The 19376-nt window shown below is 34.1% G+C and carries 18 protein-coding genes; 9 read left to right on the forward strand and 9 right to left on the reverse strand.

Going from position 1 to position 19376, the window contains the following annotated elements:
- Positions 1-176 precede the first annotated feature (176 nt).
- The gene (locus tag DM444_RS21250) at positions 177-926 is read left to right on the forward strand and encodes a dihydrodipicolinate reductase C-terminal domain-containing protein (RefSeq protein ID WP_111291187.1); all 750 of its coding nucleotides are present in this window, start codon (positions 177-179) and stop codon (positions 924-926) included.
- A 281-nt stretch (positions 927-1207) separates the two neighbouring features.
- On the opposite strand, the gene DM444_RS21255 is transcribed toward DM444_RS21250, so the two are convergent.
- The 3 genes from DM444_RS21255 to DM444_RS21265 all read right to left on the reverse strand — a co-directional run bounded on the left by DM444_RS21255 (position 1208) and on the right by DM444_RS21265 (position 4691).
- The gene (locus tag DM444_RS21255) at positions 1208-1954 is read right to left on the reverse strand and encodes a succinate dehydrogenase/fumarate reductase iron-sulfur subunit (RefSeq protein WP_111290432.1); all 747 of its coding nucleotides are present in this window, start codon (positions 1952-1954) and stop codon (positions 1208-1210) included.
- Between the two features lie 293 nt (positions 1955-2247).
- Entirely contained in the window at positions 2248-4155 is a 1908-nt protein-coding gene (locus DM444_RS21260; protein WP_111290433.1) for a fumarate reductase/succinate dehydrogenase flavoprotein subunit, read from the reverse strand.
- Between the two features lie 146 nt (positions 4156-4301).
- On the reverse strand, positions 4302-4691 hold the full coding sequence (locus DM444_RS21265; RefSeq protein ID WP_111290435.1) for a winged helix-turn-helix transcriptional regulator: 390 nt from the start codon (positions 4689-4691) through the stop codon (positions 4302-4304).
- A gap of 108 nt (positions 4692-4799) precedes the next feature.
- On the opposite strand from DM444_RS21265, the gene DM444_RS21270 reads away from it, so the two are divergent.
- Positions 4800-5411, forward strand: a complete 612-nt coding sequence (locus DM444_RS21270) for an FMN-dependent NADH-azoreductase (protein WP_111290437.1) — start codon at positions 4800-4802, stop codon at positions 5409-5411.
- Positions 5412-5578: 167 nt separating this feature from the next.
- Here DM444_RS21270 and DM444_RS21275 read toward each other — a convergent pair whose 3' ends face one another.
- Positions 5579-6856 carry an acetyl-CoA C-acetyltransferase gene (locus tag DM444_RS21275; RefSeq protein ID WP_111290439.1) on the reverse strand — a complete coding sequence of 426 codons (1278 nt, stop codon included), beginning with the start codon at positions 6854-6856 and terminating at the stop codon, positions 5579-5581.
- Between the two features lie 244 nt (positions 6857-7100).
- Here DM444_RS21275 and DM444_RS21280 point away from each other — a divergent pair, with 244 nt between their 5' ends.
- Positions 7101-9524 carry a TonB-dependent receptor gene (locus tag DM444_RS21280; protein WP_111290441.1) on the forward strand — a complete coding sequence of 808 codons (2424 nt, stop codon included), beginning with the start codon at positions 7101-7103 and terminating at the stop codon, positions 9522-9524.
- 312 nt (positions 9525-9836) lie between these two features.
- Here DM444_RS21280 and DM444_RS21285 read toward each other — a convergent pair whose 3' ends face one another.
- From DM444_RS21285 to DM444_RS21305, 5 genes are all read right to left on the reverse strand, one after another.
- Positions 9837-10859 carry an LLM class flavin-dependent oxidoreductase gene (locus tag DM444_RS21285; RefSeq protein ID WP_111290443.1) on the reverse strand — a complete coding sequence of 341 codons (1023 nt, stop codon included), beginning with the start codon at positions 10857-10859 and terminating at the stop codon, positions 9837-9839.
- A gap of 70 nt (positions 10860-10929) precedes the next feature.
- The gene (locus DM444_RS21290) at positions 10930-11337 is read right to left on the reverse strand and encodes a DUF1634 domain-containing protein (RefSeq protein WP_111290445.1); all 408 of its coding nucleotides are present in this window, start codon (positions 11335-11337) and stop codon (positions 10930-10932) included.
- On the reverse strand, positions 11324-12160 hold the full coding sequence (locus tag DM444_RS21295; protein WP_111290447.1) for a sulfite exporter TauE/SafE family protein: 837 nt from the start codon (positions 12158-12160) through the stop codon (positions 11324-11326). Before DM444_RS21295 ends, DM444_RS21290 begins: the two co-directional genes overlap by 14 nt.
- Before the next feature lie 138 nt (positions 12161-12298).
- Positions 12299-12733 (reverse strand): DoxX family membrane protein, encoded by a 435-nt coding sequence (locus DM444_RS21300; protein ID WP_111290449.1) that lies wholly within the window; start codon positions 12731-12733, stop codon positions 12299-12301.
- Positions 12734-12884: 151 nt separating this feature from the next.
- Positions 12885-13445 carry a GNAT family N-acetyltransferase gene (locus DM444_RS21305; protein WP_111290450.1) on the reverse strand — a complete coding sequence of 187 codons (561 nt, stop codon included), beginning with the start codon at positions 13443-13445 and terminating at the stop codon, positions 12885-12887.
- 341 nt (positions 13446-13786) lie between these two features.
- Here DM444_RS21305 and DM444_RS21310 point away from each other — a divergent pair, with 341 nt between their 5' ends.
- From DM444_RS21310 to DM444_RS21335, 6 genes are all read left to right on the forward strand, one after another.
- Positions 13787-14800, forward strand: coding sequence for a zinc-binding alcohol dehydrogenase family protein (locus DM444_RS21310; protein WP_111290451.1), 1014 nt, complete (start codon positions 13787-13789; stop codon positions 14798-14800).
- A gap of 144 nt (positions 14801-14944) precedes the next feature.
- Entirely contained in the window at positions 14945-15331 is a 387-nt protein-coding gene (locus tag DM444_RS21315; RefSeq protein WP_111290452.1) for a DoxX family protein, read from the forward strand.
- Between the two features lie 414 nt (positions 15332-15745).
- A complete protein-coding gene (locus tag DM444_RS21320; protein WP_111290453.1) occupies positions 15746-16351 on the forward strand; it encodes a GNAT family N-acetyltransferase in 606 nt (201 codons plus the stop codon).
- A 162-nt stretch (positions 16352-16513) separates the two neighbouring features.
- Positions 16514-17242, forward strand: coding sequence for a CPBP family intramembrane glutamic endopeptidase (locus DM444_RS21325; protein ID WP_111290454.1), 729 nt, complete (start codon positions 16514-16516; stop codon positions 17240-17242).
- Positions 17243-17462: 220 nt separating this feature from the next.
- Complete coding sequence (locus DM444_RS21330) at positions 17463-18623, forward strand: sensor histidine kinase (protein WP_111290455.1); 1161 nt, start codon at positions 17463-17465, stop codon at positions 18621-18623.
- Positions 18623-19333: a LytR/AlgR family response regulator transcription factor gene (locus DM444_RS21335; protein WP_111290456.1), complete on the forward strand. Its 711-nt coding sequence runs from the start codon at positions 18623-18625 to the stop codon at positions 19331-19333. Before DM444_RS21330 ends, DM444_RS21335 begins: the two co-directional genes overlap by 1 nt.
- Positions 19334-19376: the final 43 nt, after the last annotated feature.

Here is a 19376-nt window from a genome sequence, read left to right on the forward strand (position 1 = left end):
TGTTTGTTGTTATAAAATTCACTTTTACTTAGTAATTCTGTTATGATTTTTCTATTTTTATGAACAAGCAGTTCTAAAACTGTTTTAAAAATTTAAATTAGGATTGATATTGAACGCTTTACAATATCAATATTTTTCAATCGGACAAAGCTTCGTCCACAAAAAAACAAATGCTTATGAAAATAGGATTAATCGGATTCGGAAAAACTGGAAAATCAGTAGCTTCAATACTATTAGAAAATAAAAAATTCAGCCTTGAGTGGGTTTTAAGACAAAGTAATGTTTTGGAACACAGATCAGTTCCCGAGTTTTTTGGAATCCAGTCAGATGAACCCGGCTTAATCTATTCAAGTTCTCATACTTCTGTAGAAGAATTGTTAGAAAAACATCCAGTAGATGCTATTATCGATTTTTCTTCTAGCGAAGGAATTTACACGTATGGAGAAACAGCTGCGAAATACAAAGTGAAAATCATTTCAGCAATTTCACATTACAAGGAAAAAGAACTAAAATTATTGAAGAAACTGGCAGATAAAACAACTGTTTTTTGGTCGCCAAATATTACTTTGGGAGTGAATTATTTATTGTTTGCCGCTAAATTTTTAAAGAAAATTGCACCGTGGGTTGATATTGAAGTAAATGAAGAACACTTTAAAGCAAAAGAAGGAACTTCTGGAACAGCGGTAAAAATTGCAGAAGCTCTTGATGTTGATAAAGAAAATATTAATGTAGTTAGGGCAGGAGGAATAGTTGGAAAACACGAAGTAATTTTTGGTTTTCCTTTTCAAACTGTACGTTTAATCCATGAATCGATTTCTAGGGAAGCATTTGGAAACGGAGTTATTTTTGTTGCCGAAAATTTGAAAGAGAAAGAAAAGGGGCTTTATAATTTTGAAGATATCTTGACGCCGTATTTTACGGTTTAAGTTTTTTTTGCCACAAAGACTCGAAGGCACAAAATATTTTTTAATCTCGCAAAGTCGTAGAGTCGCTAAGTTTTTTTATTGAAAAAAGGTTTCTGCCGTTTGTCTTCCTGAGCGATCCCGAAACTTCGGGAGAAAGATAAGCGTACTGTATTTGAAGTATTTTTTTAATCTCGCAGAGTCGCAGAGTCGCGAAGTCTTAAAACTTAAAAACTTAAAAAAAAGAAAAACTTTGCGACTCTGCGTCTTTGCGAGAAATTATCAACGTATCGCAAACTTTCAGATTACTTTCTAAAAGTCAATGCCTTCATATATTCTAAATTCATCTTAGCAATCGAAAGCACAGAAATTCCCTGCGGACATTCGATTTCACAAGCTCTAGTATCAGAGCAATTTCCAAAACCCTCTTCATCCATTTGTTTTACCATCGAAATCGCTCTTTTAGAAGCTTCAATTTTTCCTTGAGGAAGCAAAGCCAAATGCGTTATTTTGGCACCAACAAACAAAGCTGCGCTGGCATTTTTGCAGGAAGCAACACAAGCTCCGCATCCAATGCAGGCAGCCGCATCAAAAGCAGCTTCAGCGGTTTCGTACGAAATGGGAATGCTATTTGCTTCAGGCGCTTGACCTGTTGAAGCTCCAATAAAACCTCCTGCGGCTATTATCGAATCAAATGCTTTTCGATCAATTTTTAAATCTCTTAAAACGGGAAAAGCCTTTGCACGAAATGGTTCTATATATATGGTGTCGCCATCTTTAAAACTTCTCATATGAAGTTGACAAGTTGTAGTATTTTTTAAAGGCCCATGAGCTCGTCCGTTGATCATTACACCGCATTGACCGCAGATTCCCTCTCGACAGTCATGATCAAATTCGATAACACGTTCTCCTTTCTGAATAAGCGATTCATTCAAAAGATCCAACATTTCCAGAAACGACATATGCTCTGATACTTCATCAATTTCATAATCTGTCATTTCTCCTTTTGTAGAAGAATTAAATTGCCTCCATATTTTAAGATAAAGTTTCATGATAATTGTTAATTGTTGATGGTTAATTGTTGATTGTTGATTGTTGATTGTTAATTGTTAATTGTTGATGGTTGATGGTTGATGGTTAATGGTTAATGGTTAATGGTTGATTGTTGATTGTTGATTGTGAATGCTGATTGTGAAATATTTAATGCTAATTATTAATTATTTGCTTTACTATATTGAGTTTATGTTTAATAGTTTTACTATAAATAGTAAGTCGAAAATTAAGTTCAATTTCACTTCTTCACTCATAATTAATAATTAACAATCAACCATTAACAATTCACCATTTATTTATAGCTTCTAACAGCAAGTTCTACAGATTCAAAGGTTAAGGGTTCTTTATGTAATTCAGGTTCGTTATTTGGTCCTTTCCATTCCCAAGCTGAGACATAACAGAATTCATTGTCATTACGAACAGCTTCACCATCAGCGGTTTGATATTCTTCTCTAAAATGTGCACCGCAGGATTCTTCGCGCTGTAAGGCATCATAACACATTAATTCAGCTAATTCAATATAATCGGAAATTCTGCCCGCTTTTTCTAATTCGCTATTTAAAGTATTATCGCCGGTAATTCTGAGATCTTTTTCGAAAGAAGTTTTAAGTTCCCGAATTTCGATAATCGCTTCTTCCAGTTTTTTTCTGCTTCGCGAAAGACCACATTTTTCATAAAGAAGACGTCCGATTTTCTTATGAAAATAATCAGCTGAAAGTGTTCCGTTGGTGTGTAAAAAACGATCCAACTGCCTTCTGACGGCTTTTTCTGCTTCTTCAAATGCAGGATGTGAAATATCTGTTTTAGGTAAATTTAATTCGCCTGCCAAATAATTCGGAATAGTATAAGGCGCAATAAAATAGCCGTCAACGCAAGCCTGAAGCAACGAATTGGCTCCAAGACGGTTTGCGCCATGATCGGCAAAATTAGCTTCTCCTAAAGCAAATAAACCAGGAATTGTAGTCATAAGTTCATAATCGACCCAAAGTCCACCCATTGTAAAATGCGCTGAAGGCGAAATTAACATAGGTTCTTTATAAGCGTTTATGCCCGTAATCTTTTCATACATAGCAAAAAGATTGCTGTATTTAGCTTCGATTTTATCTTTTCCTTGGGCTTTTATGGCATCCGAGAAATCGAGATAAATAGCATTTTTCATTGGCCCAACGCCATGACCAGCATCGATTCTTTCTTTTGCAGCTCGTGATGAAATATCCCTTGGCGCGAGATTTCCAAAAGATGGATATCGGCGTTCTAAGTAATAATCGCGTTCTTCTTCAGGAATGGCATTTGCATTTCGAGCGTCTTCTGCTTTTTTAGGAACCCAGATTCGACCATCATTTCGAAGAGATTCAGACATTAAAGTCAGTTTAGATTGGTTTTCGCCATGTTGCGGAAGTGAAGTAGGGTGAAACTGAATCCAACTTACACCAGCCATAAAAGCGCCTTTTTTATGTGCGCGCCAAATTGCAGAACTGTTACAGCCCATTGCCAAAGTAGACAAATAATATACTTTTCCGTAACCGCCTGACGCTAGTACAACGGCATCAGCTGCATGACGCTCTAAAATTCCAGTTTCGAGATTTCGTGCAATTATTCCTTTGGCTTTGCCATCAATAACAACAAGTTCAAGCATTTCGTGGCGTGTGTACAAATCGACTTTTCCCAAAGCTGACTGACGTTCAAGAGCTTGATAAGCACCTAATAAAAGCTGTTGGCCAGTTTGCCCTCTAGCGTAGAAAGTTCGAGAAACTTGAACACCTCCAAAAGATCTATTATTAAGGTAACCCGCATACTCTCTAGCGAAAGGAACGCCTTGAGCAACTGCATGATCAATAAGATGAGCAGAACATTCGGCTAAACGATAAACATTGGCTTCTCGAGATCTAAAATCACCACCTTTAATGGTGTCATAAAACATTCTGAAAGTACTGTCGCCATCGTTTTTGTAGTTTTTGGCAGCATTTACTCCGCCTTGAGCGGCAACAGAATGCGCACGTCTTGGAGAATCCTGAAAGCAAAAAGATTTTATATTATAGCCTTGTTCAGCAAGAGAAGCAGCACAAGAAGCGCCCGCAAGACCGGTTCCGACTACTATAATATTTAGTTTTTTTCGGTTTGCTGGATTAACCAATTTGGCTTTAGCCTTGTAAAGACTCCATTTATCAGCAAGAGGACCTTCGGGTATTTTTGACTCCATAATTTTAGTGGTTTAAAATAAAGTGCAACAAAATTTTAAAAAGAAACTAAATTGTAAGGAAGTCCTAATTTACTATAAATTATTGATTTACAGTTTAAGAAAGTAAGTATTTTATATTGTTTTTTATGATTTGGATAGAAATGCGATTACTCATTTCGATTTCCGATAATCTCTTTTCGATGCAAAGTTCCCCAGTCTTTTAATGCCATAATCACATTTGTAAGCGATTTGCTGTGTTCCGTTCTCGAGTATTCTACAGTTGGCGGGAAAGTATCATAAACCGTTCTTATAACAAGTTTATTAATTTCCAAGTCTTTCAATTCTTTAGAAAGCATTTTATCGGTGATTCCGTTAATGTCTTTTGAAATTTCTTTAAATCGTTTTGGACGATCAGAAAGTGCAATTAAAATAGGAAGTTTCCATCTGCCGCTCAAGACTTCTAATGCATCTCTTACAGGAAGTAATGCCGCCATGCATTCTTGTGGTTTACAGTCTTTTTCTACTATTTCGCTAATGATATCTGTTGTTGTTTCCATGTTTTTTGCTTTACTATCTTCGAGGATAGCGCTATCCTCAAGGATAGTACTATAAAAGAGATAGTAAATGTAAATAAGTTTGTATTGTAAAACAAATGATATACAATTATGAGCCAAAAAATTCTACAAATACTAACAAGTACTAATGGAGAAAATTCATTTAGTAACCAATTATCTAATGCTGTTATCGAAAAGCTGAAAGCAGTAAATCCAAATAGTACAGTACAAACACTTGATCTTTCTAAAACACCTTTGCCATATTTAACAGGATCTCATATTAGTGCCGTTTATGCGCCTGCTGAAACACATTCGGAAGAACAAAAATCAGCCTTAAAATATTCAGATGATGCAATCGAAAACTTATTGGATTCTGATGTTATTGTGATTGGAGTTCCTTTATATAATTTTGGGATTCCAGCTGTTTTGAAAGGATGGATTGATCAGGTTGCTAGAGCAGGGAAGACTTTCAGTTATGCTGACGGATCGCCAAAAGGATTGGTAAATAATAAAAAAGTGTATTTATCGATAGCATCAGGAGCAATATTTTCTGAAGGTCCGTACAAAAGTTATGACTTCTCTGAATCGTATTTACGAACGGTTTTTGCCTTTTTAGGAATGACCGATGTAACAACATTTCGAGTAGAAGGAACTGCAATTCCTGATTTTGCAGAAAATGCGTTGCCAAAAGCGTTGTCTTCGGTTGAAGAATTTGCTTTTTAAGAAATAAGAAATTCTTTTTTATTGCATATAATGAAACCCGACAGATTTTTAAAACCTGTCGGGTTTGGTTTATATAAAGCTATTTCGAATATATTGCTTTACACTTCAGCAGAATGCAAATCTTATTTATAATGCAGCTGAGTATTTTTTATAAGTGAAAGAGAATATTATTTCTCGATTATCATTGTAACCCCTTGTCCGCCTGCGGCACAAATAGAAATTAATCCTTTTCCTGAGCCTTTTTCGTTCAATAATTTTGCCATTACACCAATAATTCTTCCGCCAGTTGCGGCAAATGGGTGAGCGGCTGCTAAACTGCTTCCTTTTACATTTAGCTTATTTCGGTCAATTGCTCCAAGAGGTTTTTTTAAACCAATTTCGGCACTTAGTTCAGGACTTTCCCAAATTTTCAAAGTTGCCAAAGTCTGAGCTGCAAAAGCTTCATGAATTTCATAATAATCAAAATCCTGAAGATTTAATTCGGCTTTTTCCAGCATTCTTGAAGCAGCAAATAAAGGTGCTAACAAAAGATTTTGCTGATTTTTAACGTATTCAATTGCCGCAATTTCAGCAAAAGTAATGTAAGCTAAAATTGGAAGCCCTTGTTCTTTTGCCCATTCTTCGCTAGCCAAAAGAATACAAGAAGCTCCATCTGTTAAAGGAGTCGAGTTCCCTGCAGTCAAAGTACCATTTGCTTTATCAAAAGCGGGTTTTAATTTGGCTAATTTTTCAATTGTACTGTCTCTTCTTAGGTTATTGTCTTTTTCTAATCCGTTGAAAGGCGTGATCATATCATCAAAAAAGCCTTCATCATAAGCTTTTGCCATGTTTAAATGGCTTTTCAAAGCAAATTGATCTTGCTCTTCTCTTGAGATTTTATAATATTTTGCTGTGATTTCGGTATGTCCTCCCATAGAAAGTCCCGTTTGAGATTCCTCATTTTGAGGTACTAACGGACTAAAATCTTTCGGACGAAGTTTTAGAAAAGTTTTAATTTTTCCGCCCAATGATTTTGCTTGTCTAGCTTCTAATAATATTTTTCGAAGTTTTTCGCTTACTGCAATTGGCATATCGCTGATAGAATCTACACCGCCAGCAATTCCAGAATCAATTTGTCCAAGAGCAATTTTGTTGGCAATATAAACAGCGCTTTCAATTCCTGTATCGCAAGCTTGCTGTAAGTCGCAGGCAGGAGTTGCAGGGTCGAGGCTGGTTTTCATAACACATTCACGAATCAGATTATTGTCATAAGTATGTTTGATTACTGCACCTCCGGCAACTTCACCCAATAATTTTCCTTTTAAATTGTATTTATCAATAAGACCATCAAGTGCTGCGATCATCATTTCTTTATTTCCAACATTAGAATATGCTGTGTTTGCTCTTGCAAAAGGAATTCTGTTATAACCCACAATGGCTACTTTTCTTATTGTGTTTGATTTCATAATCAGGATTTTATTTTTATTAGGTTCTTTTTGAAATTTGGAAGTATAAAGATAAAAATAGAATTCGGTTTCAGACTTAATGTAGATTAATATTTATGATGAAATAACTTAAAAATAAGACTGTAAAAACGAGTTTTTCTTTAAATTCGTCGTAAAAAGTTATATTTATTTAGAATGAGTAAAAATAATTTGGAAAAGTTAAGATTAGCATATACTTTTGTCGCTCAATTTAAAATCAAAACCAATGAAAATAATTTTTAATGTAAAAGTTTATTTTTTTGTGCTGCTTTTGGGTTCATTAAATATGATCGCGCAACAACAGCTTGGAAATATAAATGGAAAAGTTTCTTTGAGCGGAAATAACCCTGCAGAAAATATTGCTGTAGTCTTAAAAGGAACAAAATATTCAGATGTTACAAGTGTTTCAGGACATTATGAAATTAAAAATATAAAACCAGGAACTTATACAATTATCTTAAAAGGTGTAGGAATTAAGGCTGTTGAAGATCAGATTGTAATAAGCGCAAAACAAAATTTGACTAAGAATTTTACTCTTTCAGAAAGTCAGGAAGATCTTGAAGAAGTTGTCATTACAAAGAATAAATACAAGCAAGATAAGCCTTCGTTATCATTGCGTCTTCAAACACCAGTTTTAGAAATTCCTCAAAACATACAAATCGTAAGTGCTCAAACATTAAAAGATCAGCAGATTATCAGTATGAGCGATGGAGTAATTCGTAATGTGAGTGGAGCGGTTCGTTTGGAGCATTGGGGAGATTTATATACAAATATTACAATGAGAGGTTCTCAAATTCAGGCTTTTAGAAATGGATTTAACGTTGTTTCTTCTTTCTGGGGGCCTTTAACAGAAGATATGAGTTTTGTAGATCATATAGAGTTTGTAAAAGGACCAGCTGGATTTATGCTTTCAAGTGGAGACCCAAGCGGATTATATAATGTTGTGACTAAAAAGCCAACAGGAAATACAAAAGGAGAGGTTAGTGTACTTGGCGGAAGCTACGATTTTTACAGAGTAAGTGTTGACCTTGATGGAAAATTAGATAAAAAAGGAAAATTATTGTACAGATTTAACGGAGCAGCGCAGAATAAAGGTTCTCACCGTCCGTTTGAGCACAATGACCGTTATGTAATTGCTCCAGTACTTTCGTACCAAATTGACGATAAAACAAAAATTACAGCTGAATACAACTTTCAGTATGCTAATATGACGGAAGTTGGTTCTTACTACGTTTTCGGACCTGCATCTGATGGATATGCTACTTTGCCTCGTAATTTTACAATGACACAGCCAGGGCTCCCAGATACTAATATTCAGGATCACAGCGGATATCTTCAGTTTGAACATAAATTTGATGAAAACTGGAAGCTTTCTGCTCAGACATCTTATTTTAAATACATTCAACAAGGATATAGCTCTTGGCCTAGTGCAGTTGGTCCTAATACTGATGGAACTCTTGCGAAAGGAGAAATCATCAGAAATGTAGGTATTTGGGATGCAGAAAGCAATATGTACTTAGGACAAATATTTGTAAACGGAAAATTCAATACTGGAAATGTTTCTCATAAAATATTGGCTGGAGTAGATTTAGGAAGCAAAGATTATATGGCAGATTGGGGACAATCACATGATTTAGATACAGTTGATAATCCGTTTAATGTAAATAATCCAAATTATGGTACGCCATCAAATGGTTTTCCTGAATTTGATCACACAACACCGCTTTCTGTAAGAGCAAAAGCAATTGGTGGTTTAATGAGTTCAGAATATGCTGCTGGATATGTACAGGATGAAATTGGTTTCTTTGAAAATAAAGTGAGATTGACACTTGCTGGAAGATATACATGGATTAGTCAAGCAAGCTGGGGTGGAGCTCCAATTTCTGACAGCCACATTACGCCTCGTGCCGGTTTAAGTGTTTCTATTGACGAAAATACTTCTGTTTACGGATTATACGATCAGGCATTTACTCCGCAGTCGGGTGTAATTAAAAATGGAGATAAAGTAAAACCACTTACTGGAAATAATACAGAAATTGGTATTAAGAGAGACTGGTTTGATGGTTCTTGGAGCACTACTTTGTCTGCTTATAGCATTTTAAAGAAAAACGAATTAACATCAGATCCTGCAAATACTCCTGGACAGCAATTTAGTGTTGTATTAGGAGAAAAAAGAGCACAAGGTTTGGAGTTTGATTTGAGAGGAAGAATCTTTGAAGGGTTTAATCTTATTGCAAATTATGCTTTCACAGAGTCTATCGTAAACGAAGTTGATCCTGCAGTTTCTGCTGCAACTGGAATTAAAAAAGGGGATATTGTGCCAGGTTATGCTAAACATACAGCAAATGCATGGTTAAACTACACGCTTCAACATGGTACCTTAAAAGGATTTGGTGCTTCTATTGGAGGAACTTTCCTTGACGGACGTCAGACAGATACTTGGAGCGCAGGTTTAGAAAGATTACCGTCTTATTTTAAACTTGACGGAGGTTTATCTTATGAAACAGGTAAATTTAAAGTTACAGCAAACGTATTCAATATCTTAGATAAATATTTATATAGTGGGTCATTCTACAGCTACTTAAATGCTTATTACTGGCAGACAGAAGCACCTAGAAACTTTAGAGTTGGTGTTACCTACAAATTCTAAAATGGTTTGTTTTCGTTGAAAAATTACAAATCACAACAAAAAGCATCGTCTTAATTGGCGATGCTTTTTTCTTTTTAAGGTGCAGAGGCTCAGAGGTACTTAGGTTCAAAGGTTTCATGAATTGCTTCTAGTTTTAAATGGAGGTTACAAATTGTGGATTGAAAAAAGGCTTTAGCCAAACTAATGAAGTTTGGCTAAAGCCTTTTGTATTTCTTTTAAATTTTCATCCAGCTAAAGCTGGACGCTATTCAAAAATCAGGTAAAAATCCTTTTAATCTTTTATCTCGATAGTTATCAGGAGTGGCAAAAAAATTATCCTTTCTTAATCAACGGAATCAATTTTGTACCAATCAATTCTATAGCATTCATTAATTGTTTGTGAGTCAATCCAGCGTTATCCATTTGAAAAGTAAATCGGTCAACTCCTCCTAAAGCTTCGCTGTGACGAAGGATTTTCTCAGCAGCTCTTTCTGGACTACCAACAATTAAAACGCCTAAATCATCAATCAAACCATCGAATTTGCCTTTTGTTACAGGTGGCCAGCCTCTTTCGTATCCTAATTTGGTCCATAATTCGGAATAACCTGGGTAATAATCTGCAACCGCATTTTCTGTTGTTGTGCCAACATAACCAGGTGAATGCAATCCAACTTTTAGTTCTTCTGGTTTATAACCTGCTGCTTGACCTGCTTGACGATATAAATCAATTAAAGGTTTAAAACGATGCGTTTGTCCGCCAATAACAGCAACCATTAACGGAAGTCCAAGCGAACCTGCTCTTATAAAAGATTCTGGTGTTCCGCCAACTCCAAGCCAAATTGGCATTTTTTCTTGTAAAGCTCTTGGATAAACAGGCAGATTATTTATTGCAGGACGAAATTTTCCTTCCCAGCTTACAAATTCATTGTCACGAATCTGCAAAAGCAAATCCAATTTTTCGCTGAAAAGCTTATCATAATCATTAAGATTAAATCCGAAAAGGGGATAAGCTTCAATAGAAGAACCGCGACCTACGACGATTTCAGCTCTTCCTTTCGAAATCAAATCTAAAGTCGCAAAACTTTGATACACTCGAACAGGATCTGCCGCACTCAAAACCGAAACGGCACTTGCTAAACGTATATTTTTCGTTCTTGCCGCCGCCGCACTCAAAATTACAGCCGTAGCAGAATCTAAAAACTCTTTTTTGTGATGTTCTCCAATTCCGAAAACATCAAGACCAACCTGATCTGCAAATTCAATTCTTTGCAGTAATTGTTCCATTGCATCAACACTGCTCAAAGTGTTGTTATCGCCATACATTGCCGAAGCAAAACTGTCTATTCCTATTTCCATGTTTTTAAATTTCAAATTCAATAATTAAATTCCAAAATCTACAATCTTAAATCTAAAATCTACATTTTTTTTAATGTGAGAAACCGAATGAAATACTAATTATAATAATCAGAATTACAATTAAAGTAATGCCAACGTACAAGTAATCTTTCTCTAATAAAAAAGAAAACAGCGAAAGCAAAACACGTAAAACTGGCGTTAAAAACAGCAAAATAATTCCTGTAAATATTAGAGATTCTCCGTTTCCTTGAATCGCTCCATTGTAAACAGCTGCGATTACTTCAAATATATTTCGGTCGTTTTCTTTAAAAACAGAATAATCTTCAATTTGATTTCCATTATGAAGTAAATACACAATACCGCCAATAAAAGCTACTGATAACGAAATCCAAACCCCGTAGCGAAGTAAGTTTCCTATAATTGTTTGAAAATCTTTTTCTCCAAATTTTTCTTCTTGTACCATATTAGATTTTTCCATTTAGTCCGTTATAAATCATGTTGATTGCCAAAACAAAAATTAGGCAGGCAAAAAAGATTCTCAATTTCTTAGGATTTGTTCGCACTAATATTTTGGCTCCAGCCATTGCTCCAAACAAAACGCCAATTACAACTGGCATACAAATTCCAGGTTCGATATATCCTTTCTGAATGTATATAACAGAACTCGCCATTGCTGTAACTCCCATCATAAAATTACTCGTTGTTGTTGAAACTTTAAAAGGAACACGCATAATGTTATCCATTGCGATTACTTTAAAAGCACCAGAACCAATTCCGAGAAGTCCAGACATCATTCCAGCAACTCCCATCATACTGAAACCGCCAAGAACGTTTTTAGTTCCGTACTTGATGACTTCGCCGTCGTGAGAAGGATAAGTTCCGTCTAATTTTAGCTTTTTAGCCATCGGACTAGATTCTAATACAATATGTTCTTCTTTTTTTCGAAGCGAATTGATAGCAGAGAAAATCAAAGTCAAGCCGAATAAAACGGCAATAAAAGAAGTAGGAGCAACGGTTGAAAGTAATGCACCGCAAACAGCTCCGATTGTGGTAGCGATTTCGAGAAAAATTCCCATTCGCATATTGGTAATTCCTTCTTTAACATAAGCTGCGGCAGAGCCTGAAGAAGTGGCGATAACAGAAACCAAAGCGGCTCCAATTGCATAATGAATATCGACACCAAGAATAATAGTAAGAAGCGGAATAATAATGATGCCGCCTCCCAAACCTGATAATGAACCGATAAAACCTGCTAGAAAAGCACCCAGAATCATGATCAGTGTGAAGGTAAGTATTGTCATTTAAATTGTGTTTTTGTATTGGCTAATTTACGAATACAAATTTGTTCAAGGAAAAATTAGGGGCTTAATAAAACCTTAAAAATGAAAAAGCGCTACAGTTAAGAACTGTAACGCTTTTATAGTTAGTGATTTAGTTGTTTAAATTCTATTGTCTACCGCAAAAGATGTTTTGCCAATATTAGCCAACAATAAAGCGGCAGCACAGCTTGTCCAAACGGAATAATCAAGTGGCGCTTTTACGGAAACCGAAACTGACATTGCAAATGCAAAAAAGAACATTAAAAATGCAGTTCCTAAAGCGGCAATTCTGGTTTTGAAACCAAATAACAATAATAAACTCAGTAAAACTTCAAAGAAAGTGGCAATTCCGCCTAGAATTTCTGCAATATCTCTGTTTGCATAAGGATTTAGAGTTTGTGTATAAATAACGAAGTTTTCCCAATTTCCCCAAGCAACTGCGTTTGAGCCTGGCGCTCCCCAAATTCCAAATCGATCAGCAACCGCTGAAAGCATTGTGATTCCTAAAACTATTCTTAAAATTAGACCTGCTTCTAATATTGTTATGTTTTTCATTCTATAAATTAATTTTTATTTCAGTGTAATTGAACTATTTTCTTTTTGATAATTAAAGAAAAGTCAGCTGGTTATTTTGTAATAACGACAGAATGATCGTCAAATTGTTTGAAATAAGCGATAAAATGCACAAAAATGAGAATACAGGCGTTTATTTAAGTTGTATTTGAAGATGTTCCAGTTTTTTTCCAACCAGAGTTTTTTCGCCAACCACCTTAAATCCTAATTTTAAATAGAGGTTTTTTGCCAACGGATTATCTTCTTCAACCAATAACCCTAAAGTCTCGCTGTTTTCGTGAACATATTGATCAATTAAAAAACGAAGCAGTTTCGAACCAATTCCTTTTCCTTGAAATTTCGGATTCACGCCTAAAGAGTCAATATAATATTCTCCTTCACGCGTTTCAAATTCTGGATCAAATTCTGGATTATGGTGTTTTCTGACGTATTCAATTATTGGATTTCTTAATTCTTCAATGTCTCCACCTTTATATATATTGATAGCGCCAATGATTTCATTGTTTTCTTCAGCAACAAAACAATTTTGATAAGAGTATTGATTGTTTTCTCTTTCAATGAAGTATTGCAGAAAGCCTTTTGCGGAAGCGTAATCTTTTTTTGCTATAAATTTATAAATGATATCTTCCATTGCTAATAATAATATAGGAGCGATATATTTTGAGTCTGATTTTTCGGCTTTTCTGATATTCATTTTTAATGATTTTAAAGCAAATTTAAAGCTTTATTTAAACACATAGAAACATAGTTTTCATTGCGGTGAAAGGCGTTTCACTTATTGAAATACACATATTTTTAAGCGCAGAGCTTTGTCAAAGTTTAAAACTTTTACAAAGCTGATTCATCTTTGAGTATATCTATGTGTTAGAAACTAGTTTCTTTCTTTATTCTTTTTTGAAACAAAAAAATCTATGCTTCTATGTGTTTAAATAAAATCTGCTTAATATGTACCAATATACACTCAATATATACCAATTACAAGATTTCAACTCAGCTTATATTTGTACTATATTTTAATTTAAACATTAAAAAGAAATGAAAGCAATAGGATTTAAAACATCATTAGCCATAGAAAACCCAGAAAGTTTTATCGAATTTGAAGCAGTAAAACCAATTCCAGGGCCACACGATTTATTAGTTAAAATTGATGCGATTTCAGTAAATCCAGTCGATTTTAAAATTCGCCAAAATAGTGCGAAAGATACTGTTTTAGAAACACCAAAAATTATTGGTTGGGATGCTGTCGGAATCGTTCAGGCCGTTGGTCAAGATGTAACTTTGTTTGAAGTAGGAGATCCCGTTTATTATGCTGGAGATATTACCAAACAAGGAAGCAATGCTGAATATCAAATTATTGACGAAAGAATTGTTGGCAGAAAACCAAAATCATTAAGTATTGAAGAAGCTGCTGTAATTCCGTTAACAGCTTTGACAGCGTGGGAAATTTTGTTTGATAGAATAAGAATAAGTGCTGAGAAAGACAAAGGAAAATCAATTTTGATTATTGGTGGAGCAGGAGGAGTTGGTTCAATTGCGATTCAATTGGCTAAGAAAATCGCAGGTTTGACTGTTATTGCAACAGCGTCTCGTCCTGAAACAATTGATTGGTGTAAAAAACAAGGAGCTGATTTTGTAGTAGATCATAAAGATTTGGTTTCTACTGTTCGTGAAGCAGGTTTTGAGTATGTTGATTTTATTTTGGATTTCGTTGACACGAATGCTTATTGGGACACAATGGTCGAGTTGATTAAACCGCAAGGACATATTGCATCGATTACAGGAAGCAGCGATCCTGTTGCATTAACCAAATTGAAAAGCAAAAGTGTCTCTTTCTCTTGGGAATTGATGTACACGCGTTCTATGTACCAAACAGAAGACATGGTAGAACAGCACAATATTTTAAATATTGTAGCAGACTTGTTAGATGATGGTATTTTGAAAACTACTTTAAACACGACTTTAAACGGACTTACAGCTGAAAATTTGAAAAAAGCCCACGAACTTTTAGAGTCTGGAAGAACAATCGGAAAGATTGCCGTGAAGTTTTAAGAGTTAAAAATCTAGTCTGTGTTAGCTTAAAATAGTTATTTAGAATAATTTTAAATAATATAGTTTTGGAATCATAAAATTTATGTATTTTAGTCGCTTACAAGCCCAATTTGTATTTAAATTTTAACCTAAACAAAATTATTTATGATTTCAAAAAACACAGACCTTGGATTATTGCTATTGCGTATCAGTACTGGTGGATTAATGCTTTTTCACGGTGTTTCTAAACTGATTCACGGAATTTCATTTCTTGTAGAAAACATGGGTGCATTTGGATATGCGGTTTACATTGGTGAAGTTTTAGCTCCGATTGCTATTCTATTAGGATTCAGAACTAGAATCGCTGCAGTTCTTTTGGCTTTTACTTGTATAGTAGCGATTGCAACTGCTCACGCTCAAGATATTTTCTCAATCAGTGAACATGGAGGTTATGCTTTAGAATTATTAATGCTTTACCTTTTTGGTGCTGTAGCTTTGTTTTTTACAGGTGCTGGAAAATTTGCAGTTTCTAAAAACAATCAATGGGACTAATTCACAAGTCTATATAATTATAGAAAGCTCTAAATTTCGATTTAGAGCTTTTTTGTTTTTTATCCCTTTCATTTTGAATAAGATTTTATCATTTTGATAAGCTTTTATAAATTGACCAAAGCTGATTTTTTGTTATTTGATTTATAATTAGTGGTTTATGTTGTTTTGAGTTGCCGTGGCATAGCTTTTGTTTTTTCCAGTTAACGATGGAGGTTATTTTATCAACTCCATTTTCTTAACCTAAAAAACATTAAAAAGCATGAAAACAAATAGAAGTAGAAGTAAGGAAATCACAAAAATATATACTTCAAATAAATCTAGACGAAATAAAGATCGATTCGTCAACTTGATGGTGTTTACTGTAGTTCTTTTTATTACTGTTATGCTAATCGCTAAAATAGTTTAGTGCATATTATGAAAACCATTCAGTATAAAAGCGATACAGCTATTTTTTCTTCTAATGAAGAAAATATTGAACCTTATGATTTCATTATAGAAGAAGCTAAACTAGAACATATTCATTATATAAATCAGATTTGTGAAGAAACGCTATCATCGGCCAAAGCTCGCGGAACTGGTATTTCAGGTCGACCTCCCGAATTGCTTGCAAAAAAGATGATAGAAGGTGAAGCTATTATCGCTTTTACATCAAAAGGAAAATGGGCGGGTTTTGCTTTTATATCTTCATGGGAAAACGGAAAATATGTTTCTAATTCTGGATTAATTGTTGCGCCAGAGTTTAGAAATACGGGATTAGCCAAAAAAATTAAAAGAAAGATTTTTGAACTTAGCCGTCAAAAATACCCAAAAGCAATAATATTTAGCCTGACGACAGGTCTTGCCGTTATGAAAATGAATCACGAACTCGGTTTTGAACCTGTTACTTATTCTGAATTGCCAAACGATGAACTTTTTTGGGAAAACTGCAAAAGCTGTATCAATTGCCCAATTTTATTAAGCAAAGAAAGAAAAAACTGTTTGTGTACTGCAATGCTATATAACCCTGAGAAAATTAGTTAATTACTTGCATTGCCTCATTATCTAATTGACACATTGCCGAATTGTCTTATCGGATAAAAAGACATTTTCACGGACTAAACTCTGTGTTCTACCGAATACACTTGAAAACTTTAAATGGCGTAAATACTTTTGATTCAAATTAAAACCTTAAAAATCAAAATTATGTCACTATTTACGCCACTTCTTTGGATAGTATTAATTGCACCGCTTATTGTTATTGCACATTTAAAAACTGAAAAATCTAATTTGAAATATTTGGTATTTTTCATTTTATATTTTTTTGCTGATGTGTTTTTGCAGGCTTCAGGAAAACAATTAATTGATTTAGATTTAAAATTCAATTGGGCTGGAAAAATCTTGAGTTTAATTTTAGGATTGATTATCATTTTTTCAGTTTCAAAAGAAGAAAGAATTAAAATCGGATTTACTTCTGAAACCAACTCCAAAAACAATTTAAAATTCGGATTAATGGTTTTCTTCGGATTTACTTTTTTCGATATTATCTTCAAACTGATTTTATTTCCAAAAGGAGGAAATTTCGATTTAGAAACCTTTCTTTTTCAGGCTACAATGCCCGGATTAACAGAAGAAATCCTTTTTAGAGGAATCTCTTTATGGCTTTTAGAGAAAGCTTTTGCACCAACACGGAAGTATCACGGAGTAAAATTTGGCTGGGCATTTATCATTGTAACTGTTTTATTTGGAGTTTCTCATGGCGCTGTTTTAGATCAAGATTTGCATCTGAAATTTGATCTTATAACAATGGTTTATCTGACCGTAATCTCTTCATTTAGTGTAGGTATTTTGAGAAATTTTTCAGGAAATCTAATTTATTCTATTCTGGGGCATAACACGATTAATTTGATCAATGCGGTTATTAGAATTTTATAAAAAATAAACTCAATCTGCAATTGATTTTTAAACACATAGAAACGTAGATTTTTTTATTTCGAAAAAGAAAAGAGAAAGAAACTAGTTTCTCACACATAGATATAAACTTTTTCAAACGTCTCTAAACGCAAAGAAAATCTATGTTTCTATGTGTTAATATATTTCCGTATTCACTGGAAAAAAATAAATTATATTTGAAACTGCTTTACAATTCAACTACATGCCAAATACCACATCTACTTCGGGATATTTTTTAGATAAAATGACACCGCTAAATTTTGATCATTTTTTCACCACAAGAAATCGAATTTTACTGCACATTCTCATGTGGTTAAGCTTTTCTATTTTGCTGTTTTTGAGCTATGTAATTGGCTATAAATTAGTCTATTTTGATGCCGTTTTACTAACGATAAGAATGGCTTTGGTCAACATGATGGTGTTTTATATGCTATTCTATTTTTTGTTGCCAAATATATTTTCAGGAAGTAAAACTAGAATTATAATCCTGTTGTTATTGCTTTTTCCAATTTTGATTTTTGTTTGGATGGCCGCAACGTACTTTATTTCATTGATATATTACAATTTAGGTCTTGAAATTACTTTTGGAGAATTAAAAGGTGTAATTAAAATGAGTGCGCAACAGACTTTTCTAGAAGCCGTTTCTCCAAAAAGAATGCTTTCACAGACGATTATAATTATTTCACTGCTTTCTCCCTTTTGTTTTGCTAAAATCTTGGTTGAAATCGCGAAACTGTACAACAAAAAATTCCAGATTGAAAGAGAAAAAACAGCCTTAGAAATTCAGAATATTCAAATTGAAAAAGACTTTTTGAAAGCACAGCTGAATCCGCATTTTTTGTTCAATACTTTGAATAATCTATATGGTTTGACCGTTCGAAAAGACAATTTAGCTCCAGAAATAATACTGAATCTTTCAGATATTATGAGTTATACTTTGTATGAATCGAATACTGAAATTGTGCGTTTGGAGAAAGAATTGGATTTCATCCAAAATTATATCGCTTTAGAAAAAATGCGTTATGACGATGAAACGGATATTAAAGTTACTATTGAAGGACAAACCGCAGGACTTTTTCTTGCACCGCTTTTGACTTTTACTTTTATAGAAAATGCTTTTAAATACGGTTTGAAAAGCAAAAGCGCTTTTATAAAACTTGACATCAAGATCGAAAAGAATACTTTTTGGTTTAGTTTAGAAAACGATTCGGAGGAAACAATAAACGATTCTAATTTTAGCGGAATAGGAGTAGAGAACACTCGTAAACGTCTAGAATTGCTGTATCCGAATCAATATGAATTAGAAATTAAAAGACTTGAAAATTCGTTTAAAGTCGATTTAAAAATAGTTTTAAGAAAATAATGGAAAAGTTGAAATGCATAATCGTTGACGACGAACCAATTGCAAGAGATATTATCGAATCTTTTATTGCTGAAATACCGTTTTTGGAATTGCAAGCTTCATTTGGAGAAGCTTCTAAAGCGCTGTTATTTCTGCAAGAAAATGAAGCAGATATTGTTTTCAGCGACATCGAAATGCCTAAATTTAATGGTTTAGAATTAGCGCAATCGCTTACCAACGCTCCAGTTATTATTTTCATCACGGCGCATCGCAATTTTGCTTTGGAAGGATTTGATACTGGTGCCGCAGATTATCTTTTAAAACCCGTTCGTTTTGATCGTTTCCTGAAAGCCGTAAATCGAGCCAAAGAGTATCTTTCGCTAAAGAAAACAACTTCGGTTCACCAAATCAATTCGGATCGTATTTTTATAAAATCAGAAGGAAAACTGATTAAGATTCTGCTGAATGAAATTCTTTATGTCGAAGCGCAAGGCGATTATTTGAAATTTGTAATCAATGGTGGATCTTACACCACTCTAGGCACTCTAAAAGCGATGGAAGAAGTGCTGAAACTCCCCATGTTCTTTCGTGTTCAGCGTTCTTTTATTCTAAATCTGGAAGCGGTGAGAAGCTTAAACGGAAATATCGTTGAATTGATTGATGGAAAAACTATTTCTGCCGCTCTAAATAAAAAGGATGAATTGTATTCTCTTTTAGGAATTAAAAAATGAGGCAATGTGCCAATTAGATGATTAGTCAATTACTTGCATTATC

This window comes from Flavobacterium ginsenosidimutans (genome assembly GCF_003254625.1).
GTDB classification, from domain to species: Bacteria; Bacteroidota; Bacteroidia; order Flavobacteriales; family Flavobacteriaceae; genus Flavobacterium; species Flavobacterium ginsenosidimutans.